At 70.7% G+C, this 21,603-nt stretch carries 15 protein-coding genes and 2 tRNA genes; 6 read left to right on the top strand and 11 right to left on the bottom strand.

Annotated elements, in window-relative coordinates; all coding sequences use genetic code 11:
* Window positions 1–9: 9 nt before the first annotated feature.
* The 4 genes from HALOF300_RS21895 to HALOF300_RS21880 all read right to left on the bottom strand — a co-directional run bounded on the left by HALOF300_RS21895 (window position 10) and on the right by HALOF300_RS21880 (window position 6,979).
* Window positions 10–510: a DUF3145 domain-containing protein gene (locus tag HALOF300_RS21895; protein ID WP_154794633.1), complete on the bottom strand. Its 501-nt coding sequence runs from the start codon at window positions 508–510 to the stop codon at window positions 10–12.
* Between the two features lie 120 nt (window positions 511–630).
* Window positions 631–1,116: a peptide deformylase gene (gene def, locus HALOF300_RS21890; protein WP_156743023.1), complete on the bottom strand. Its 486-nt coding sequence runs from the start codon at window positions 1,114–1,116 to the stop codon at window positions 631–633.
* Between the two features lie 63 nt (window positions 1,117–1,179).
* Complete coding sequence (locus HALOF300_RS21885; RefSeq protein WP_156743022.1) at window positions 1,180–3,252, bottom strand: hypothetical protein; 2,073 nt, start codon at window positions 3,250–3,252, stop codon at window positions 1,180–1,182.
* Between the two features lie 118 nt (window positions 3,253–3,370).
* Complete coding sequence (locus HALOF300_RS21880; protein ID WP_156743021.1) at window positions 3,371–6,979, bottom strand: methylmalonyl-CoA mutase family protein; 3,609 nt, start codon at window positions 6,977–6,979, stop codon at window positions 3,371–3,373.
* Between the two features lie 138 nt (window positions 6,980–7,117).
* On the opposite strand from HALOF300_RS21880, the gene HALOF300_RS21875 reads away from it, so the two are divergent.
* Window positions 7,118–7,819 carry a hypothetical protein gene (locus HALOF300_RS21875; protein ID WP_156743020.1) on the top strand — a complete coding sequence of 234 codons (702 nt, stop codon included), beginning with the start codon at window positions 7,118–7,120 and terminating at the stop codon, window positions 7,817–7,819.
* A gap of 379 nt (window positions 7,820–8,198) precedes the next feature.
* On the opposite strand, the gene HALOF300_RS21870 is transcribed toward HALOF300_RS21875, so the two are convergent.
* Window positions 8,199–8,272 (bottom strand) — tRNA-Ile (locus HALOF300_RS21870).
* Window positions 8,273–8,321: 49 nt separating this feature from the next.
* Between HALOF300_RS21870 and HALOF300_RS21865 the strand changes: the two genes are divergently transcribed.
* Together HALOF300_RS21865 and HALOF300_RS21860 are read left to right on the top strand one after the other, a co-directional pair.
* Window positions 8,322–8,822, top strand: coding sequence for a hypothetical protein (locus HALOF300_RS21865; protein ID WP_156743019.1), 501 nt, complete (start codon window positions 8,322–8,324; stop codon window positions 8,820–8,822).
* Window positions 8,823–8,885: 63 nt separating this feature from the next.
* Window positions 8,886–8,961 (top strand) — tRNA-Asn (locus HALOF300_RS21860).
* Between the two features lie 305 nt (window positions 8,962–9,266).
* Here HALOF300_RS21860 and HALOF300_RS27410 read toward each other — a convergent pair.
* The 3 genes from HALOF300_RS27410 to HALOF300_RS21845 form a co-directional block, all read right to left on the bottom strand.
* A complete protein-coding gene (locus HALOF300_RS27410) occupies window positions 9,267–10,493 on the bottom strand; it encodes a DUF4352 domain-containing protein (RefSeq protein ID WP_231955687.1) in 1,227 nt (408 codons plus the stop codon).
* A 97-nt stretch (window positions 10,494–10,590) separates the two neighbouring features.
* Window positions 10,591–12,723: a DNA primase gene (dnaG, locus tag HALOF300_RS21850; protein WP_156743018.1), complete on the bottom strand. Its 2,133-nt coding sequence runs from the start codon at window positions 12,721–12,723 to the stop codon at window positions 10,591–10,593.
* A gap of 50 nt (window positions 12,724–12,773) precedes the next feature.
* On the bottom strand, window positions 12,774–14,063 hold the full coding sequence (locus tag HALOF300_RS21845; RefSeq protein ID WP_156743017.1) for a deoxyguanosinetriphosphate triphosphohydrolase: 1,290 nt from the start codon (window positions 14,061–14,063) through the stop codon (window positions 12,774–12,776).
* Window positions 14,064–14,158: 95 nt separating this feature from the next.
* Between HALOF300_RS21845 and HALOF300_RS21840 the strand changes: the two genes are divergently transcribed.
* Both HALOF300_RS21840 and HALOF300_RS21835 read left to right on the top strand, forming a co-directional pair.
* Complete coding sequence (locus HALOF300_RS21840; protein WP_156743016.1) at window positions 14,159–15,886, top strand: glycoside hydrolase family 13 protein; 1,728 nt, start codon at window positions 14,159–14,161, stop codon at window positions 15,884–15,886.
* A 63-nt stretch (window positions 15,887–15,949) separates the two neighbouring features.
* On the top strand, window positions 15,950–16,417 hold the full coding sequence (locus tag HALOF300_RS21835) for a DUF5956 family protein (protein WP_156743015.1): 468 nt from the start codon (window positions 15,950–15,952) through the stop codon (window positions 16,415–16,417).
* Here HALOF300_RS21835 and HALOF300_RS21830 read toward each other — a convergent pair.
* The 3 genes from HALOF300_RS21830 to HALOF300_RS21820 form a co-directional block, all read right to left on the bottom strand.
* Window positions 16,407–17,279 carry a sugar ABC transporter permease gene (locus tag HALOF300_RS21830; RefSeq protein WP_156743014.1) on the bottom strand — a complete coding sequence of 291 codons (873 nt, stop codon included), beginning with the start codon at window positions 17,277–17,279 and terminating at the stop codon, window positions 16,407–16,409. The two genes, HALOF300_RS21835 and HALOF300_RS21830, sit on opposite strands and share 11 nt — an antisense overlap.
* A gap of 1 nt (window position 17,280) precedes the next feature.
* Window positions 17,281–18,804 carry an ABC transporter permease subunit gene (locus HALOF300_RS21825; protein ID WP_156743060.1) on the bottom strand — a complete coding sequence of 508 codons (1,524 nt, stop codon included), beginning with the start codon at window positions 18,802–18,804 and terminating at the stop codon, window positions 17,281–17,283.
* 278 nt (window positions 18,805–19,082) lie between these two features.
* Window positions 19,083–20,342, bottom strand: coding sequence for a sugar ABC transporter substrate-binding protein (locus HALOF300_RS21820; protein WP_156743013.1), 1,260 nt, complete (start codon window positions 20,340–20,342; stop codon window positions 19,083–19,085).
* Window positions 20,343–20,552: 210 nt separating this feature from the next.
* On the opposite strand from HALOF300_RS21820, the gene HALOF300_RS21815 reads away from it, so the two are divergent.
* Window positions 20,553–21,575, top strand: a complete 1,023-nt coding sequence (locus HALOF300_RS21815; protein ID WP_156743012.1) for a LacI family DNA-binding transcriptional regulator — start codon at window positions 20,553–20,555, stop codon at window positions 21,573–21,575.
* Window positions 21,576–21,603: the final 28 nt, after the last annotated feature.

The following is a 21,603-nucleotide window of genomic DNA, read 5'->3' as shown; positions in this document are numbered from 1 at the left end:
CCGCCCGGCTCAGCCGACGCGGTGCAGCCAGCGCACCGGGACCCCGGCGCCGGCGTAGCGGAACGGCTCGAGCTCGTCGTCCCAGGCCTGACCGAGGGCCAGGTCCAGCTCGTGCTTCATCCGGGCCGGCTCGTCGGCATGCGTCATGGCGGCCCGGATGCGGTCCTCTGGGACCACGACGTTGCCGTGCACGTCCACCTGGGCATGGAAGATGCCCAGGTCCGGCGTGTGGCTCCACCGGCCGCCGTCAGTGCCCAGGCAGGGCTCCTCGGTGACCTCGTAGCGCAGGTGGGTCCACCCGCGCAGTGCGGAGGCCAGGCGGGCGCCGGTGCCCGCCGGTCCGGTCCAGGACAGTTCGGCGCGGAACAGGTCGGGCGCGGCCGGCTGCGGGGTCCAGTCGAAGGACGCGCGCGCGTCCAGCACGGAGCCTGCTGCCCACTCCACGTGCGGGCACAGAGCCCGGGGTGCGGAGTGCACGAAAATGACGCCGCGGGTGCTTGCACCAGTCATTGCCATCCCCTTCCTGTTCTGTTCGAGATACGTCTTCCCCAACGATCTCGGTCAGTCACATTCAAGGAATGCACACGGCTTCCATGTCCATGATGCCCTAAAGGAGGGCGTTTGTGCACCTCACATCAATTCCCGGACCTTCCGCATCGCACTCTTGCGGACGTCCCGGTCCAGCCGATCGAGGTACAGCTTGCCGTCCAGGTGGTCCACCTCGTGCTGCAGGCAGCGGGCCTTGATGCCCTCGCCCTCGACGGTCACCGGGGCGCCGTCGAGGTCGATCCCCTCGACCTTCGCGTACGCGGCGCGCCTCGCGGGGAACCACAGGCCCGGTACCGAGAGGCATCCCTCGTCACCGTCCTGGGTCTCCTCGGAGACCTCCACCAACCGCGGGTTCAGCACGTAGCCGACCTCGCCGTCGAGATTCCAGGAGAACGCCCGCAGGCTGACGCCGATCTGGTTCGCGGCCAGGCCGGCTCGGCCCTCGGCGTCCACAGTCTCCACCAGGTCCGCGACCAGGGCTCGGACCCGGTCGTCGATGTTGGTGATCTCCTCACACAGGGTCCGCAGCACGGGGTCGCCGATCGTGCGGATGTCACGGAATGCCATGCCTCGATCCTTCCACGCGCAAGGGCGCCGGGGGTTTCCCCAGCGCCCCTGCGACGGCGGTCTCTACTGCTCGGCCAGGACCCAGCGATAGTCCTGGGAGCTGCCGGTGAAGTCGAGCCAGTCCGACCACGTCACGGCCGCGACGTCGGTGGGCACGTCCAGGACGGCCCAGCCGGTGTACGTCTGTCCGGGCTGCATCTCCGACGGCGCCTGCTGGCTCGAGTCGAGGCAGAAGAGGCCGGAGAAGGCGTTGGCCTCCAGGTCCGCGCCGGAGGCGGTCTGCGCCCCGAGTTCGAACCCGATGAACGAGTAGAAGCCGTCCTCGGTATCGGCCAGGGCCGGCAACGTCGTGAACTCGAACTCCAGGCCGAGGTACTGCCCGGCCTCGGGCTCGGAGCACAGGACCGAACTCCCACCCGGCTGCCAGCCCGTCTGAGCCTGGAGCAGCCGCACCTCGACGACCGGTACCCCGTTGTCCGCCACGATGGCGGGGTCGGAGCCGGTGAGGTTCACGTAGTCACCGGTCGGCGGGGCCACCGTGGTGGTGTCCGTCGGCTCATCCGTGGGCTCGTCCGTCGTTTCGTCAGTCGCCTCGTCGGTCGGCTCGTCCGTCGGCGGCGCGGTGGTGACGGTCGGCGTCGGCGTGCCACCGGTGTCACCGTCGCCGCCGGTGATGGCGCGGATCGCGAAGAAGGCGACCAGCGCGATCACCACGACGGCCACGACGATCCCGATGATCAGCGGGGTCTTGTTGCTCCCGCCACCGCCCGGGGTCCCGGGTCCGGCCGGGCCGCCGTAGCCCCCGGCCATGCCGTAGGGCGAGTTGCCGCCCTGGTCAAGGCCGCTCGTGGGTGCGTAGTTGTACATGCTGTTCGACGGCGGTTGGCCGGCGGTCTGGCCGCCGTACCCCGCAGCGCCGGCCGCCTGGCCGTACTGGTCGTAACCCTGCGGGGCCGAGGCCTGGCCATACTGCCCCGCGGACTGGTCGTAACCCTGCGGGGCCGAGGCCTGGCCATACTGCCCCGCGGACTGGTCGTAACCCTGCGGGGCCGAGGCCTGACCGTACTGACCGGCCGACTGGTCATAACCCTGCGGAGCCGAACCCTGACCGTACTGACCGGCCGACTGGTCATAACCCGGAGCGGATGCCTGGCCGTACTGGCCGGGCTGGCCGCCAGCCGGACCGTACTGCTCCTGCGACTGGCCGAACTCCTGAGTGGGTGACTGTCCGAACGCCTGAGTGGGCGACTGTCCGAACGCCTGCGTCTGGGGGTCGCCGTAGGACGGCTGCGGCGGCCCGAACTGGGACGCGGCCGCACCACCGACGGCACCCGCGGCGGCTGCGCCGCCGTAGGAGGGCCCCTGCTGTTCGCCCTGGCCGGCGCTCGCGCCACCGTAGGTGGGCGCACCGCTGGCGCCACCGTAGGTCGGCGCACCGCTGCCGTCACCGTAGGACGGCGCACCGCTCGCGGCGCCGAAGCCGTCACCGGCCGGACCCGGCTGCTCTGGCTGTGCGGGACCCGCCACGTGCGCACCCGGCGTGAACAACGTGGTCGGCTCGTCGCTGGCAGGCAGCGGGCCGGCCGCCCCTGGGGCCGCCTCGCCGAAGCGCGGTGAGGCGTCTCCGTCGAACCGGGGCACCTCGTCCGAAGCCGTGGCGTCCGCACCCGCGCCGTTGGCGCCGGACGTGGAGGTGTCAGCCGACCCGATGGCGTCCGAGGACCCCATCGAGTCCGAGCCGGCCATTGCCTCCGAGCCAGCGCCACTCGTGGCGTCCGAGCCGGACATCGCGTCACCCGTCGGCATCGCCGAACGCACGACGGTCGCGTCTGAGTCGACCACACCGCCCACGGAGTCCGAACCGGCGACCTCAGCCATGGAGTCCGAGTCCGTCGAGTCCGAGCCAGTCGAATCAGAGCCGGTCATGGCGTCCGACCCGGACGTGCCGGCGGCATCGCTCACGGCGGCACCATCCGTCGCGGCGGCGGCGGGCGGGGCACCGGTGGCCTCGTCCAACCAGAACTGCCAACCCTCGGGCGCCGGCCCCCAGGACGCGTCCGGCTGCCACCCCGGCGGAGGGGTCCAGCCCTCCGGCGGCGTCGGCCAGCCAGGAGGCGAGTTGTAGCGATATGCCATGCCGTTCCCCTCAGAGTCCGAGCACGCCCCAGCGCCTCGGTCGATTCGATTTTCCGGCCCAGTCTAGGGGTATCGGCCCAGGTGGCGCCGGGATATCCCGACGGGCACCTCTGCCCCCTCACATGTTGCGTCGGTACTCCCCGCCGACCAGGTACAGCGCGTGTGTGATCTGCCCAAGCGAGTGCGTCCGGACGGCGGCCATGAGCGCCTCGAACAGGTTCCCGCCGTCACGCGCGACGCGCTGCAGGTCCGCCAGCGCGGCCGGTGCGAGTCCGTTGCGCTCCGCACACCAGCGCGCGACCTCGGCGATCTGCTGCTCCTTCTCCGCAGTGGTGCTGCGGATCAGGTCGATCTTCGTGGCGATCCGGCCCGGGTCGTCCCGGGGCAGGAACGTGTTCACCCCGACGATCGGCAGCGACCCGTCGTGCTTGCGCGTCTCGTACAGCAACGACTCGTCCTGGATCCGGCCCCGCTGGTACATCGTCTCCATCGCCCCGAGCACCCCGCCACGGTCGCTGATCGCCTCGAACTCGGCGTAGACGGCCTCCTCCACGAGGTCGGTGAGCTCACCGATGATGAAGCTTCCCTGCCACGGATTCTCGGTCCGGTTCAGCCCGAGCTCGGCGTTGATGATCATCTGGATCGCCACGGCCCGGCGCACGCTCTCCTCGGTCGGGGTGGTGACGGCCTCGTCGTAGGCGTTCGTGTGCAGGCTGTTGCAGTTGTCGAAGATCGCGTACAACGCCTGCAGGGTGGTGCGGATGTCGTTGAACTGCACCTCCTGGGCGTGCAGCGACCGGCCCGACGTCTGCACGTGGTACTTCAGCATCTGGCTGCGCGGGCCGGCACCGTAGTTGTCCCGCATCGCCCGCGCCCAGATCCGCCGCGCCACCCGCCCGATCACCGCGTACTCGGGGTCCATCCCGTTGGAGAAGAAGAACGAGAGGTGCGGCGCGATCTCGTCGATGCTCATCCCGCGGGCCAGGTAGTACTCGACGATCGTGAACCCGTTCGCGAGCGTGAACGCGAGTTGCGTGATCGGGTTCGCCCCGGCCTCGGCGATGTGATAGCCGGAGATCGACACCGAGTAGAAGTTCCGCACCCCGGAGTCGATGAAGTACTGCTGGATGTCCCCCATCATCCGCAGCCCGAACTCCGTGCTGAAGATGCACGTGTTCTGGGCCTGGTCCTCCTTGAGGATGTCCGCCTGCACGGTACCCCGCACCGCAGCGAGCGTGCGGCTGCGGATCCGCGCGTAGGTCTCGGCGTCGACGAGCTGGTCGCCGGTGACCCCGAGCAGGGCGAGACCGAGGCCGTCGTGCCCGGGCGGCAGGTCGCCGGTGTATGACGGCACGTCCCCCTCCGCCGACTCTGCCTGCAGCTGCTCGAGGCGAGCCTGTGCGCCCGCCCAGCGACCGCCGTCGGCCCTCAGATACTTCTCCACCTGCTGATCGATCGCCGCGTTGAAGAACATGGCGAGGATGATCGGCGCGGGCCCGTTGATCGTCATCGAGACCGACGTCGTCGGCGCGCACAGGTCGAAGCCGGAGTACAGCTTCTTCATGTCGTCCAGGGTCGGCACGTTCACGCCGGAGTTGCCGACCTTGCCGTAGATGTCCGGGCGGGTGGCCGGGTCCTCCCCGTACAGGGTCACCGAGTCGAACGCCGTGGACAGCCGCGCGACCTCCTGCCCAGCGCTGAGGTAGTGGAACCGGCGGTTCGTGCGCTCCGGGGTACCCTCCCCCGCGAACATCCGGGTCGGATCCTCGCCGGTGCGCCGGTACGGATAGACGCCGCCGGTGTACGGGAACGCGCCGGGCAGGTTCTCGTGGTGCAGGAACGCGAGCAGGTCACCCCAGCCGCGGTAGGTCGGCGCGGCGACCTTCGGGATCCGGGTGCCGGACAGCGACGTCGAGTGGTTCGCCACCTCGAGGTCCTTGCCGCGGACGCGGTACGTGCCTGCCTCGCCGGTGATCGCGGCGAGCCGCCCGGGCCAGGCGCGCAGCAGTTCGCGCGAGTCCTCACCGAGCCGCCCGACGGCGGCGTTGTAGGCCCGCCGCAGCGCGAGCAGGGTCGCGTCGGGCGAGTGCCCGACGGCGTCCCCCGCCCCCGCAGGAAGGTTCGCGTCCGCGGGCTCCTCGGCGGCGGGACCGACGGCGTCACCCGACCCCGTCGGCGGCGTCGCCTCGGTCGGTGACTCGGCCGGGCCGGCTGCGTCGAGGTCGGCGCTGCGGTAGGGCGCGAGGGCCTCGGGCAGCGCCGGGTCGCCGAGGTCACGCAGGGTGCGCCAGTAGGCCTGCGCCGCGTCCGCGGTCTCGACGTCGTTCGCGACGCGGTCCCGCAGGCCGCGACCGGCCTCGGCGATCTCGGCCAGGTAGCGCACCCGCGCCCCGGGGATGAGCGCCACGGAACGGGGCTCGGCGCCCGCGGAGGCCCCACCCGGGTGAGCGTCCCACTCGAGGCGGGCCTCGCCGTCGGCGGCCTCGACCTGGGCAGCGAGCATCGCCCGCAGCCGCTCGAAGACCGCGGTCACCCCGGGGTCGTTGAACTGGCTCGCGATCGTGGGCAGCACCGGGACCTGCTCGGCCGGGAGGTCGAACGCGACGCGGTTGCGCCGCCACTGCTTGCGGATGTCGCGCAGCGCGTCGGGGGCACCGCGGCGGTCGTACTTGTTCAGCACGATCAGGTCCGCGTAGTCGACCATGTCGATCTTCTCGAGCTGGCTCGCGGCGCCGTAGTCGCTGGTCATCACGTAGACCGGGAGGTCCACGAGTTCCACGATCGCCGAGTCGGACTGCCCGATGCCCGCGGTCTCGACGATGACGAGGTCGAAGCCCGCGGCCTTGAGCAGCGCGATGCAGTCCCCGAGCATCGCGGCGATCGAGGTGTGCTGGCTGCGGGTCGCGATCGAGCGCAGGTGGATCGCATCGCTGCGCAGGGCGTTCATCCGGATCCGGTCGCCGAGCAGCGCCCCGCCGGTGCGGCGGCGGGTGGGATCGACCGAGAGCACCGCGATATGGATGTCCTCGAAGGCGGCGAGGAAGCGGATCAGGAGCTCGTCGATCACCGAGGACTTGCCGGCGCCGCCGGTTCCCGTGACGCCGAGGACGGGCACGGCGCGGCCGGCCGCGGCCGCGGCCCACTCGGAGCGGACGGCTGCCAGGTCCGCGTCCGCCAGGACTCCGTCCTCGATGGCGCTGATCGTGCGCGCGAGGGCGACGTCGTCGCCGACGGACGGGACGCCGTCGGGCATCGACGCCGGGCGGCGGTGCGCGCTCGCGCGGGCGATGACGTCGTCGATCATGCCCTGCAGACCCAACTGCATGCCGTCGTCGGGGTGGTAGATGCGCTCGACGCCGTACGCCTCGAGCTCGGCGATCTCTGCGGGGGTGATGGTGCCGCCGCCTCCGCCGAATACGCGCACGTGGTCGGCGCCTGCCTCGCGGAGGCGGTCGACGAGGTAGCGGAAGTACTCCAGGTGCCCGCCCTGGTAGGAGGAGATCGCGATCGCGTCGGCGTCCTCGGCGAGTGCGGCGCGGACCACGTCATCCACCGACCGGTTGTGGCCCAGGTGGACCACCTCGGCGCCGCTGGCCTGGATCAAGCGACGCATGATGTTGATCGCGGCATCGTGGCCGTCGAACAGGCTGGCGGCCGTGACGAACCGGAGCGGGCTCGCGGCACCCGCGCCCGTTTCCCCGCGGATACGGTCGGTCGACACGCTCATCTGGCTCCCTCCACACGACGCCGGGCGGATCTTGCGATCGTAACCCGCCAACTCGGTCGCCACAGGGCGGGACGCCGACGCGCCCGATGCGACACAATGGCCACCAGACCTCACCGGAGACCACAAGGGGAATCGACCGTGACCAACCCACCTGCCAGCCCGTACGGACCGCCCGACCCGCAGCAGGGTGGCTACGGCCAGCAGCCGGGCGGCTACGGCCAGCAGCCCGGATACGGTCAGCAGCCTGCGTATGGCCAGCAGCCCGCGTATGGCCAACAGGGTGGCTACGGCCAACAGCCGAGCGGCCCACCGGCGATGCCGCCGGTCCCTGGCCAGTACGGCGCGGGTCAGGTCGGCGGGAACCAGTTCGGCGCCAACCAGTACGGCACGCCGTTCGGGCAGACGCCCTACGGGCTCCCACCCGAGAAGCCCGGCTCGGTGAAGGCTGCCGCGATCATGAGCTGGATCGGCGGTGGCCTCGGCGTCCTGCTCGGCCTGCTCATCGCGGTCGCCGGTGGAGCTTTGGCCAACGACCCGGAGTTCGCTGAGATGCTGCCGGGCAGCGCCACCGGATTCATCGTCGGACTCGGTCTCCTCGTCGTGGTGTGGTGCATTGCGGTGATCGTCCTCGCCGTTCTGATGTGGCGCGGGAAGAAGGGCGCGGCGATCGGCCTCGCCGTGATGGGCGGGCTCTATGTCCTGCTCAGCATCGTCTCGGTCGTGTCCGGCGACGGCGCCGCCCAGCTAGGGCTCGGCGTCATCTGGGTCATCGCGGCCTCGGCCCTCGCGATCGTGAACTCGTCCCGGACCTGGTACGACCAGCAGGCGGGTATCCGCTAGCCGGTCGTATCGGCGATGGCGTCGGCCGTCCGCGGACCCGCTGCGCCCCGAACGTGGTCCCGGTGACCACGCCGCCGCCCGCTCCCCCTGCCCGGTCATGACGATCGGGCAGGGGGAGTTGTCACATCCGCAGCCGCTGCCCGGTCCTTGCTGATGCGTGGGCCGGAGCAGGGGCCGAGTCGCAGGTAGGGACGAGAACCACCGGGTTTCACCGGGGCGGGCGTAAGGCCGCCATGCCGGAAGCAGAGAGCGACTGGACCCGCTCGTCGTCCCCTCCGGCCCGCGCGAACGTCGCCGGACCACGCGAACGAGTCGTTGGGCGGCACAACGCGGCCGCCCGCCGCACAATGACACCCTCGCGGTGCGGCCGGGCGAGCGGTGCCCCAGGTGGGGCTTGAACCCACGACCGACGGATTATGAGTCCGCTGCTCTGACCGGCTGAGCTACTGGGGCCGACGGCGCACCAGCCTATCTGCCCGCGCGGTGGGTTAGCGTCAGGGGTATGGCCCGATCACGCGAATCCCTGCCCGCTACGGCTGCCGAGAAGCTGCCGCCCGGGGTGCGTCCCCTGCTGGTCCAGACGCTCGACGGCGGTGGCTGGGCCGTGCTCGCGCGCGGAAGCGTGCTCGTGGTCACCGAGGACGACCTGGTGCTGGACCGGCCCTGGTCCGACGTCGACCACGGCGACTGGGACGGCGAGACCCTGACGATGACGCTCACCTGGGTGGACGGCGCCGCACCGACTGAACTGACCCTGACCGAGGAGGCGCCGGCGAGGTTCCCGCTGCTGATCCGCGAGCAGGTGGAGCACTCGCTGGTCCAGGTCATCACCGAGAAGGCGCCCGGTGGCGGCCAGCTGCGGGCCGCCGTCAGGCGGGGGCCGGACGGCGAGCTGTTCTCCCAGGTGACCGCCTCCGGCAAGGTGCGTAGCGGGCCCGCCCTGGAGGCTCAGATCGCGGACCTCGAGCGGCGGATCCGCTCCGCCGTCGGGCTCCAGCCCTGAGGTCACGCACGGCGACCGGCGGGCCGGAGCACCCCGCCGGGACTGTTAGTATTCTCAGCGCGATCCCTCGTAGCTCAATTGGCAGAGCATCCGACTGTTAATCGGACGGTTACTGGTTCGAGTCCAGTCGAGGGAGCCAGCGCAAGGCCCGGAATCCATGAGATTCCGGGCCTTCTCAGTTCAGGGCCGGCAACGCGGCCCGACCGGCCCGGACCGGGGCAGCGCCCACGCCCGGGCTCCGCACGGCTTGGTCTCGGGGCAGGCGACGGGTCTCGCCGGGCCGGGATGCGCCGGGGGCGGGTTTGGGCGTGATCCTCGCCACATGCACGCCGGCCCGCTCGTGATCGCGCGCCTCGGACAACGCCGCAGGGCGTGACCCCCGGGTGGGAGTCACGCCCTGCGTGGTTCGGTCCAGACAGGCCTACCTCGCGGCGCCTGCCCCGATCACCCAGCCGCCTCGAAGTAGAGGGTGTTACCCGCCTCGTCGATGAAGCCCCACTGACCCTGACCATCGTCATCGGCCGGGATCTCCAGACCCCAGTTGCCGGAGGCGGACGCGCCAGGTGCGACGTCGTCAAGCTGGAAGGCGTCATCGGGCACCACCGCGAGGGTGCTCTCGTAGATCTCACCGTCCGTGGCGAGGTAGCCGATCCCGACGCTGTTGTACAGGTTCAGCGCCGCGGCACCGTTGTTCGTGCCGGTCACCCGGATCATCGCGTACCGGAAGCCGTCCGGCGGCGGGTCCGAGCCCTCGCCTGCGACCAGGTCGTTGGCGTCCGGAACGAAGTCGCTCAGCGAGATCGACCAGTCACCGAGCGTTCCGGTCTCCCCGAACGGGAGGATGTCACCGGAGGCCGTCGGCATGTCCGTCGGCTCGTCGGTCGGCTCGTCGGTCGGCTCGTCCGTCGGCGCCTCGGTCGTCGGCTCCTCGGTTGTGGGGGCCTCGCTCGTCGTCGTGGGAGCACCGGTCGGGTCCTCGCCGCCGTCCCCACGAGTCCCGAAGTACACGCCGACGCCGACCAGGGCGATGATCACCACTGCGGCCACCCAGGTGTACCACTGGGTGTACCAGGGCTTGGGGCCCTGCGGGGGCTGTCCGCCCCCGTAGCCACCGCCGCCGGCACCGTAGCCCGGCTGCTGACCGTACCCCGGCTGCTGACCGTAGCCGGGTTGCTGCTGGCCGTAGCCGCCGCTGGACTGGCCGTAGCCGCCCGCACCGGCGTCGGGCTGCTGACCGTAGCCCGGCTGCCCGTATCCCGGTTGCTGCGCGCCCGGCTGCTGACCGTAGCCTGGCTGCTGTCCGCCCGGCTGCTGGCCATAACCTGGCTGCTGCCCGCCGGGTTGCTGTCCGTAGCCGGGCTGCTGCCCGTAATCCGGTTGGCCCATCGCCTGTGCTCCCATCGCTTGTTGCGGCCCTGCGCCGGCTTGGTCCGGCGGGGGTGTCGGTTGCCCGTATCCGGGCTGGCCCGGTGGCGTCTGCTGCCCGTGACCGGGCTGGGAGCCGGCGCCGTACGAACCCGGGTTGTACAGCGTGGTCTCCTCGAACGCCTCCGGCGGGAGTGACGACTGCGCGTCCCCCGATGACGTTCCACCGAGCGATTCCGTTGGCGGTTCACCGTTCCCTGCTGGGTCGGTCGAGCCGCCATGACCTTGCGGCGGGTTCTCACTCATGGGTCAGACCCTAGGCCACCCGGCTGGGAGCCGCAGGACAGCGCACGGGTAGACCTACCCGTGCGGCCGGGGCCGCCGCCTACGGCGCCGACTGCCGTCAGGCGTCGCTGAGCAGGGAACGACGGCGTTCCTCCAGTTCGAGCAGTCGGCCGAAGGTCGCCGCGTACGCCTCGTCCGCCGGGTCCATCCGCTGCAGCCGACCCTTGGCGTCGGCGATCTCCCGGGTGACGCCCAGGCGCAGCAGCGCCACCAGGACCCCGCGCGCGTAGCCGCCGAGGGCCTCGGGTCGGTCCTCGGGCAGCGGTGCGACCGCGAGCTCGGTGACGAGCACTCCGACGGGCCCGATCGCTGCCTCGCGGACCTGCTCGTTCCAGGACGCCGCCGCCCGGGAGTTGGCCTCGCCCCCGGCACCACGGGCCGAGGCATCCCCAGCGAGTTCACCGAACGCGCGCACTCCCCCGGCCGCGCGGATCGCATCATGCACCGCACGGTGGGCGGGCACCACGAAGGTGTCCGCGCCGAGGTCGTCGAAGGAGGTGGCCAGCGCGTACTGCGGGAGTTGGAGGACGACCTCGAGGACCTGCCGTTCCAGGCGGGCCACCGGGTCATCGCGGTGGGAGGCGCCGAACCCGGAGTCCGACGCGCCGTACCCACCCTGGGTGTCCTGGCCCCGCTGACCAGCCGAGTCCCGTTGCCCGTTCGAGGAGCCGCCGCCGTAGCCGTTGCGACCGCTCTGGGAGCCGCCGTACCCGTCGCGGCCGTTCTGACCGCCACGACCGCCGGCCGACCCTCCCTGGCCGCTACGCCCGCCCGCGGCGCCGTCCACCCCGGGCCGCCCCGGTGTGGACGGCGCCGGCGGAGGGTTACGGGCGGTCCTGGTGACGTCGCGACGTACCGAGGCCTCGTCCATGCCGAGCCAGCCGGCGAGCTCGCGGGCGTACTCGCCGCGCAGGGCGTGGTCGCGGATCCGGGCGACCACCGGAACGCCGGCGCGCAGCCCGGCGACGCGGCCCTCGGCGGTGTCCAGGTCGACCTGGCGCAGCACGGACCGGATCGCGAACTCGAACAGCGGCTCGCGCCCGCCGACCAGTTCCCGGACCGCCGCGTCGCCGCGCTGTTGCCGCAGGTCGCAGGGGTCCATCCCGTTCGGTTCCACGGCCACGAACGTCTGGGATGCGAACTGCTGGTCCTCGGAGAACGCCCGCAGCGCCGCCTTCTGTCCAGCGGCATCGCCGTCGAAGGTGAAGATCACCTCACCGCCACGCGCTCCGCCGGTCGCGAGCATCACGCCGGCCGCGGCGTCCGCGGTGTCCCCGAGCAGGCGACGCACGATCCGGATGTGGTCGGTGCCGAACGCAGTGCCACAGGTGGCCACGGCTGTCGGCACGCCCGCCAGGTGCATCGCCATCACGTCGGTGTAGCCCTCGACCACGACCACCTGCTTGGACTTCGCGATCTCCCGCTTCGCCAGGTCGATCCCGTACAGGACCTGGGACTTCTTGTAGATGGTGGTCTCGGGTGTGTTCAGGTACTTCGGGCCGGGGTCGTCCTCATAGAGCTTCCGGGCGCCGAACCCCACGACGTCCCCGGACAGGTCCCGGATCGGCCACATGAGGCGGCCCCGGAACCGGTCGTAGGAGCCACGGTTGCCCTGGGAGAGCAGACCCGACGCCGTCAGTTCCGCCTCGGTGAAGTGCTTGCCGCGCAGGTGCCGGGTCAGGTTGTCCCAGCCCTTGGGGGCATAGCCGACCCCGAACGTCGCCGCGGCGGTCCGGTCGAAGCCGCGCTCGGCCAGGAATGCCCGGCCGGTGTCCGCCTCCGGCGTGGCCAACTGCTCGACGAAGTACTCCGCCGCGACGCGGTGCGCCTCGATGAGTCGCTGGCGCCGACCCGGCTGTTCCCGCGGACGGTTCGCGCCGCCGTCGTCCTCGTACCGCAGTTGCAGCCCGACCCGGCCGGCCAGGTGCTCGACGGCCTCGGCGAACGTCAGGTGGTCGATCTTCTGCACGAACGAGATGACGTCCCCGCCCTCGTCGCAGCCGAAGCAGTGCCACAGCCCCAGTTGCGGGCGCACGTGGAAGGAGGGCGTGCGTTCGTCGTGGAACGGGCACAGGCCCTTCATCGATCCGACGCCCGCGCTGCGAAGCGTCACATGCTGGCCGACGATCTCCTCGATCCGGGCCCGTTCGCGGACCGCGGCGATGTCCTCGCGTCGGATCAGGCCTGCCATGGGCCGAGTGTAAGCCGGATCCGGCCGGGTACCGGCGCGGTGGCGGAGGCTCAGATCTCGGTACCCGCGTCCGGGCCACACAACTGCGCGTGCCACTGCAGGGCGGACAGGTCCGTGAGCGAGGCGACCTGGTCGATGACCACCCGCAGCCGGATGTCGTCATCGGTGGCCTCGGACCAGTCCTCGGCGAAGATCTCCGCGAGGGCGAGCTCGGCGCGGTCGTAGAGCACGGCGACCAGGTCGGTGAGGATGAGCCGCTGCCGACGGAACACCGGGTCGTCCTCGCGGGGGGCCATCACGAACGCGGCCGCGACGCCCTTGAGCACGGTGATCTCGGCGAGGACGTGATCGGGCACGATGAGGTTGCCGTCGTAGCGGATCAGCGGACCGTCGCCGTAGGTGGCCCGGGTGGCCCGGGCGGAGGAGTCGCAGAACCGGCCGATGAGCTGGCTGGTCATGTCCTTCAGCGCGGCCAGCCCGCGGCGGGTGCCGTCGTACCGGTGCACCCAGTAGTCCAGCGCGCTGAGCTCGTCCATCGCCGTGACCAGGACCTCGTCGGACAGCGCCGGGGCGTACCAGTCCCGGATCTGGGCGATGATCCGCTCGCGTGCCTCGTCCTCGGCCACCCGGCGCAGATCCACCCGGCCGGAGAACACGGCGTCCTCCACGTCGTGCACGGAGTAGGAGATGTCGTCGGCGAGGTCCATGACCTGCGACTCGATGCATCGGACCCCGTCAGGGGCGCCCTCCCGCAGCCAGGCGAAAACGGGGGCGTCGTCCACGTAGACGCCGAACTTGCCCGACGGCGTCCCGTCCGCCCTCGGTGGTGCGTCGGCCGCCGACCAGGGGTACTTCGTGGCCGCGTCCAGGCTGGCGCGGGTCAGGTTCAGACCCACGCCCACGCCGTCGGGCGTGAACACCTTCGGCTCGAGCCGGGTGAGCAGCCGCAGGGTCTGCGCGTTGCCCTCGAACCCGCCGATGCCGGCGGCGACCTGTGCCAGGGCGACCTCGCCGTTGTGCCCGAACGGCGGGTGCCCGAGGTCGTGCGCGAGGCACGCGGTGTCCACCACGTCCGGGTCGCAGCCGAGGGACTTCCCGAGCTCGCGGCCCACCTGAGCCACCTCGAGCGAGTGCGTCAGGCGGGTCCGGGCGAAGTCGTCGGTGCCAGGTCCGAGGACCTGGGTCTTGGCTCCGAGCCGGCGCAGCGCGGAGGAGTGCACCACCCGGGCGCGGTCCCGCTCGAAGGGGGTGCGGGCGGCGGATTTGCCTGGCTCGGCGAGCCAGCGGTCGGTGTCCGCGGCGTCGTAGCCTCCGATGAGGCGCTGGGGTTGGGCCGGCACGGCCTCAGACTACTTGCGAACGGCGATCGGGCCGGCAACGGCTGGGGATATCGCGCCGATTTCCCTCCGGGCGCGGCCGGGATGACAATGGCCGGATGCTGATCGAGGACACGCCCGACGTTCGTACCACCCTCATCCATCGGGCCGACTCCCCGGGCGGTCAGTGGTGGCGCAGCGCGGTGATCTACCAGGTGTATCCGCGGTCCTTCGCGGACTCGGGCGGCGACGGGATCGGCGACCTGCCCGGCATCACCGCGCGCCTCGGCCATCTCAGCCGGCTCGGCGTCGACGCCGTCTGGCTCTCGCCGTTCTACACCTCCCCCCAGCACGACGCAGGCTACGACGTCGCCGACTACCGGCAGGTGGACCCGTTGTTCGGGACCCTCGAGGACGCCGACGCACTCCTCGCTCGGGCGCGGACCCTCGGCCTGCGCGTGCTCGTGGACCTGGTGCCGAACCACACCTCGGACGAGCACGCGTGGTTCCGCGCGGCGCTTCCCGCGCCGGCAGGCTCCCCCGAGCGGGCGCGGTACATCTTCCGTGACGGCCGCGGACCGGACGGCGCCGAGGCGCCGAACAACTGGCGCAGCGTGTTCGGCGGGCCGGCCTGGACGCGGGTCGCCGATGCCGACGGCACCCCCGGCCAGTGGTACCTGCACCTGTTCGACGTCCACCAGCCCGACCTGAACTGGGAGAACGAGGAGGTCCGGGCGGAGTTCGAGGCGATCCTGCGGTTCTGGCTGGACCGCGGCGTGGACGGCTTCCGCGTCGACGTGGCGCACGGACTGGTCAAGGACCAGGGCTTCGAGGACTGGGCCGGGCACGCCGAGATGATCGCGGGTGACGATGCGGGCGAAGAGGGTGTCGGCCCGGCGCCGATGTGGGACCAGCCCGGGGTGCATGACATCTACCGGCGCTGGCACGAGGTGCTCGCCTCCTACGACGGTGACCGCGCGCTGGTGGCCGAGGCGTGGGCGGACACCGACGAGGCGATGGCCCGCTACATCCGCCCCGACGAGATGCACCAGGCATTCAACTTCGACTTCCTGTGCACCGAGTGGTCCGCGCCCGCCCTGAAGGACTCCATCACGGAGGGCCTGGCGGCCTGCGACTCGGTCGGCGCACCGACCACCTGGGTGCTCTCCAACCACGACGTCGTGCGGGCCACTTCCCGTCTCGGCCTGCCGGCCACGGGCAAGGGCCCGAACGGGATCGGCGCCGACGACCCGCAGCCGGACGCCGAGCTCGGCGCCCGTCGCGCCCGCGCCGCCGCCCTGCTGATGTTCGCTCTGCCGGGCTCGGCCTACATCTACCAGGGTGAGGAGCTCGGGCTGCCCGAGCACACCGCGTTGCCCGGTGACGTGCGCCAGGACCCGGCGTTCTGGCGGTCCGGGTACACCGAGAAGGGCCGGGACGGCTGCCGGGTGCCGCTGCCGTGGGAGGCCGACGCCCCGGCGTTCGGGTTCTCACCCACTGGCGCCTCCTGGCTGCCGCAGCCGACGGCGTGGGCCGGCTTCGCGCTCGACGCCCAGAAGGGCGTGGCCGGCTCCAGCTACGAGCTGTTCCGCAAGGCCCTGCGGCTACGCCGCGAGTTCGACCTCGGCACCGGGTCGCTGGCCTGGGTGGATGGCACATGGGGCCCCGAGCAGGGCCTGCTGGTGTTCACGAACCGCCAGGTCATCGTGGCCGTCAACCTCAGCGACGGCCCGATCCCGCTGCCGGACGGGCTCGACGTGATCCTCGCCAGCGGCGAGCTCCGCGGCGAACTGGGGCACCAGGCCCTGCCCGCCGACACCGCCGTGTGGGCCGTGCTCGAAGACTGAGGCGACCGGCCGCCGTCGGGCATCGCGTGCGGTCCCGGGCCGCGGAACTGTAACGTCGCGGCGATGAGCAGCACCCCAGCGAGCCGACAGCCGGAGCGGTGGCAGGCGATGGTCGACGACCCGGGCCGTCCCGGCAACTGGGTGGCGCTGCCGGAGAACGGACTCGGTGCGCTGATGGCGTTCGCCGCCGGGCCGGGCTATGCGCGCCCCCGCTCGGGCGTGGTGCCGCGGCCCGTTCGGGTCACACTCGAGCGCCCCGGCCGACCGCCGATCTCCTGGGAGGAGGAGCGAACGCCGGAGGACGACGCGGTCATTCTCGAGTCGATCGTCTCCTATCTCGCCGAGGCCGGCATCACCGCGGCCGCCCCCGTGACCGCGTGGGAGATCCTGCTACCCGAGGGCGTGACCGGCGCGGACCTCGAACGACGCACCGGCGCAGCCATGGCCGAGGTGCCCGTTCGGCGTGGTCCCCTGACGCAGGCTGAGGTCGACGCGGTCGTCCACGCCGTCCAGGACGTCGTCAGCCCTTGACCGACCCCGCCGTCAGCCCGCCCACGATGTAGCGCTGCAGGAACAGGAAAAGCAGCAGGACGGGCAGTGCGCTGATCACGGCGCCGGCCGCGAAGATGCCCCAGCGGGCGTCGAACTGGCCGGAGATGAACTGGTAGAGACCCACCGCGATCGTGAGCTTGTCCTGATCCTGCAGCACGATCCCGGCGATGATGTAGTCGGAGAAGGTACCAACGAAGGACAGCAGCGCCACGACCGCGAGCACCGGCGCGACCAGCCGCAGGATGATCGTGAAGAAGATCCGGGCGTGCCCGGCGCCGTCGATCTTCGCGGCCTCGTCCAACTCCTTCGGGATGGAGTTGAAGAACCCGAACATCAGGAACGTGTTCGCCCCCAGCGCTCCGCCGAGGTAGACGCAGATCAGCCCGAGCCGGGAGTTCAGCCCCAGGATCGGGATCACGTCGCGCAGGCTCAGCAGCAGCAGGAAGATCGCGACGAACGCGAGGATCTGCGGAAACATCTGCACCAGGAGCAGGAACGTGAGGCCACCGTTGCGCCCAGCGAACCGGAACCGGGAGAACGCGTAGGCCGCGGCCGACGCCATCAGCACCGTGGCGATGGCCGTCACGCCCCCGATCACGAGCGTGTTGACGATCCACTGCGGGAAGTGGGTCTGGAACAGGGCCTCGTACTGGGCCGTGGTGATGTCCGCGAAGAGTTCGTTCGAACCGGTCAGGGTGCCCCGCGGGGACAGCGACGCGGACAGGATGTACACGATCGGGAACGCCGCATACACGACGGCGGCGACGGCCACCAGGTAGCGCCAGCTGACCTCGCGCCACCAGCGGCGGCCCTTCATCTGCACGTACGCCTCGGCGGCCATGTCAGATCACCTCCTCGAGCTTGCGGGTCTGTCTGAAGCCCAGCCAGGAGATCAGTCCGACCATGACGAAGATCAGGATCGACATCGCGGAGGCGAGGCCGTACTGCTGGGTGCCCGACTCGATGGCGACGGAGTAGACCATCGAGATCAGGATGTCCGTGGCGCCGACGGCGATCGGCGAGCCGGGGAAGTTCGGGCCGCCCTCGGTGACGAAGTAGATCAGGTTGAAGTTGTTGAAGTTGAAGGCGAACGAGGCGATCAGCAGCGGCGCCACGGAGATCATCAGCAGCGGCAGGGTGATCGAGCGCATCGTGCGGAAGGCCTTCGCGCCGTCGAGTTTCGCGGCCTCGTAGACGTCGGAGGAGATGGCCTGCAGGGCGCCGGTGGCGATCAGGAACATGTACGGGAAGCCGAGCCAGAGGTTCACGCCGATCACGGACAACTTCGCCAGCCAGGGGTCGGTCAGCCACGGGATCTCCGCGCCGCCGAGCAGGACCTGGTTGATGAACCCGAATCTTCGGTTGAGCAGGCCCGCCCAGACAAGCCCGGAGAGGAATCCGGGGAACGCGTAAGGGAGGATCAGCAGCGACCTGATGATCTTGCGTCCGCGCACGGCCGGGTGGTTGAACACGATCGCGAAGAACAGGCCGAGGAAGAACGTGGTCGCCACGGACAGGAACGCGAACACGAACGTCCACACCAGCACGGACAGGAACGGCCCGCTGAGTCGGGAGTCGGTGAACATCTTCGTGAAGTTGTCGAACCCGACCGCCACCCGCCAGCCGACCACCAGGGTCGAACCGTCCTCCGCCTCGAAGGACCCCTCGCCGTTGTCGGAGTAGACGACGCCGGTGTCGGTGTTCGTGATGGCGCCGGTGGCCTCGTCATAGGTGAGGACGGAACGGTACAGGTACCCGGTGGAGCCGTCCTGGGTGCGGATGCTGCCCTCGTCGACATCGTCGAACCCGACCCGCAGGGAGGTGATCTCGTTCTGCTGCTCGAGGACCTCCCCGAAGGTGAGGACGCTGTAGCCGGGGACCTCGGTGACGTCGCCGTCGGCGACCGTGGCATCCGGCGCCGCCTCGAAGGTCTGCTCCTCGGTGCCGACCAGCACCTCGTCATCGTCGTCGATGATCGCGAAGCCGAGTTCGCCGTCCTCGCCCGTGACCACGGTGAGCGGATAGCTCGGCGAGTCCGGCACGCGGTTCTCGTTCTGAGCGAGGTTCGCGGCGATCGCGTCCTCGCGGGTGGCGTTGTGGCCGGTCCCGTAGTTCGTGAAGCTGATGTAGGCGGTGTAGCCCATCGTGAACAACTGGTAGACGAGCAGGAAGACCAGGCCCGGGAAGAGGTACTTGGCGGCGATCATCCGCTTGGAGAAGTAGACCCAGTTGGCCACGATCAGGATCGCGACCATCGAGCCGAGGATGCCCCAGTGGCTGACCTGCCAGGCGGAGAAGATCACGAACAGACCGAAGGCGTTGATCAGCGCCAGCACGGCGAGTTTGACCAGGAAGTACGGCCCCATCTCGCGGGCGTGCGACGTGGTGCCGCGTCCGGTGATCGCTACCTCGGCGGCCGTGAGGTCCTTCGAGACATCCCGCGGCGTGCTGGTGGAGTCCGCCGCGTCGCGGCCGTTCGTGCGTGCCAAGAGGAGCCTCCCGGGCGGTGGCACGCGACGTCACGTGCCTTGATCTGAACAGTAGGACCGGCAGCGCCCCGTCGCCCCTGGACCAGGAGCGACGCAGCGGAGCGAGAAGGTGGGGTGGACCGGCCGCCCGTCACGGCCGGCCCACCCGCGTCCGATCAGGCCGCGTCGATCGCGCCCTGGATGTTCTCCACCATCGTGGCCCAGGCAGCGGCCGGGTCGGTGGCGACACCGGAGACCAGGTTCGCCTCCGTGACCCCCCAGAAGGCCCAGACCGAGTTCATCTGCGGCAGCGACGGCATCGGCACACCGATCTCGCCGGCGGCGACGAAGCCGGCCGCGATCGGGTCGTCCGAGACGGCCTCCGCAGCCGCGGTCAGCGCCGGGATCCGGCCGCCGGTCTCATACATGGCGACCTGGACGTCCTCGGTGGCCGCGTAGTTGATGAGGAACTCGTTCGCGAGGATCGCGTTCTCGGAGTACGAGTTCACGTAGAAACCCTGCACGCCCACGAACGGTGCGGCGGGCTCGCCGCCTGCGCTCGGGATGGGCAGGACGGTGACGTCGATGCCGGCGTCCGTGAACGGAGCGATGTTCCACGGCCCGGTGAGGATATACGGGGACTCGCCGTTGGCGAACGCCTCACGGGCGATGTCCGCAGTGATCGCCGTGTCGAGCACGCCGGAGCCGGCCTGGCCGATCGAGGCGAGGTAGTCCGCGAACGCGGTTCCGGCGTCGCCACCGAGCGCGAGCTCGGGGATGTAGGAGCCGGTGTCGTCGGTGGCGAACACCGGGGCACCGAACGAGGTCTGCAGCGGGTACATGTGGAAGGCGTCGCCCTCCTCGCCCATCTGGATCAGCACCGGGTACTCGGCGCCGGAGGCCTCACCCTGCGCGATCAGTTCGTCGAAGGTGGCCGGGGTGTCCGACGCGAGCGCGTTGTTGCGCACCAGCGCGATGTTCTCGATGCCGTACGGGACGCCGTACACGGAGCCCTCGTAGGTGAAGGCGTTGACGGCGACCTCGGAGAAGTCGGCCGCCGCGTCGCCGAGTTCGACCGGGCTGACCAGACCGTTCGTGACGAGTTCGCCGGACCAGTCGTGGGCGCCGACGATGATGTCCGGACCCTCGCCGGTGGGCGCCTGGGCGATGAACTCGTCCTTGATGTCGTCGAAGTTCTTCTCGACGATCTCGACCGTGACGCCCTTGTCCTCCTCGAACTGGGCCACGATGTCGGTGAGGGCTGCCGCACGGAACTCGTCCGCCCAGATGGTGAGGGTGCCGGCCGAGCCGCCGTCCTCGGTGGTCTCCTCGGCGCCGGCGGTGGTCTCGTCCTCGCCACTACCCGTTCCGCCACCGCAGGCGGCCAGGGCCATGGTGAGGCCCACCGCCGCGGTGATGACAATGCTCCGTCGCATCCGACTCTCCTGAAATGTGTCCACGTATGTGGCGACGCGGGGCAGTTTGTGACCACAGCGTCGCCCGGATGACGAGACCGTAACCGCTCCGGCTTGGATCTTGCAAGTCCTTGCTGTAACTTTCAGATTGTCGTTACAGAACCGTTGTCACGGCGGCCCCCCGGCCAAGTACCCTGCGGGACGGACCGCTACCCAGGACAAGGAGGTCCAGTGCCCACGCGTACCACTCTCACCGATCTGGCCGAACAGGCCGGCGTCAGCACCGCCACCGTGTCCAGGGTGCTGAACGGCAAGGCCGGCGTCTCCGCGGACACCCGCCAGGCCGTACTCGCCGCCCTGGACGTGCTCGGCTACGAGCGGCCGGAGAAGCTGCGGCGCCGATCCGCCGGACTGATCGGGCTGGTGGTCCCGGAGCTGACGAACCCGGTGTTCCCGAACTTCGCGCAGAAGATCGAGTCCGCGCTCGCGCACGCCGGGTACACCCCGTTGCTGTGCACGCAGTCCCCCGGCGGTACCACCGAGGACGAGTACGTCCAGATGCTCCTCGACCACGGGGTGGACGGGATCATCTTCGTGTCCGGACTGCACGCCGATACCCAGGCGGCGCCGGACCGCTACCAACGACTGCGGAGCCTCGGTACCCCGTTGGTGCTCGTCAACGGCTTCGTGGCCGAACTGGACGCGCCCTCGATCTCCTCCGACGACGTCGGCAGCATGGACCTGGCGGTCCGGCACCTGATCTCCCAAGGCCACTCGAAGATCGGCCTGGCGATCGGCCCGCAGCGGTTCCTGCCGGCGACCCGGAAGATGGAGGGGTTCAGCCGCGCCCTGTCCGAGCGGCTCGGCATCACCGACGCCGCGCCGCACATCGCGACCAGCCTGTTCAGCGTGGAGGGTGGGCAGGCCGCCGCCACCGAGCTGCTCGAGAGCGGTCACACCGCGATCGTCTGCGGCTCGGACCTGATGGCGCTCGGCGCGATCCGGGCGGTGCGCTCGCGCGGCCTGTCCGTGCCGGAGGACGTCTCTGTGGTCGGGTACGACGACTCCCCGCTGATGGCGTTCACGGACCCGCCCCTGACCACGATCCGCCAGAGCGTGGACGCGATGTCCATGGCCGTGGTGAACACGATGCTCGCCGAGATCGCCGGCGCGAACCCGCCGCGGACGGAGTTGCTGTTCAGCCCGGAACTGATCGTCCGGGACTCAACGGCCGCCTGCCCGCGCCCGTCCTGACGCAGGCCTCTGCTGCCCCACTCACCCC

It is taken from the genome of Occultella aeris, from assembly GCF_902703175.1.
GTDB lineage: Bacteria > Actinomycetota > Actinomycetes > Actinomycetales > Beutenbergiaceae > Occultella > Occultella aeris.
The sequence above is the reverse complement of the archived record's forward strand: the minus strand, read 5'-3'. Positions and strand labels throughout refer to the sequence as shown.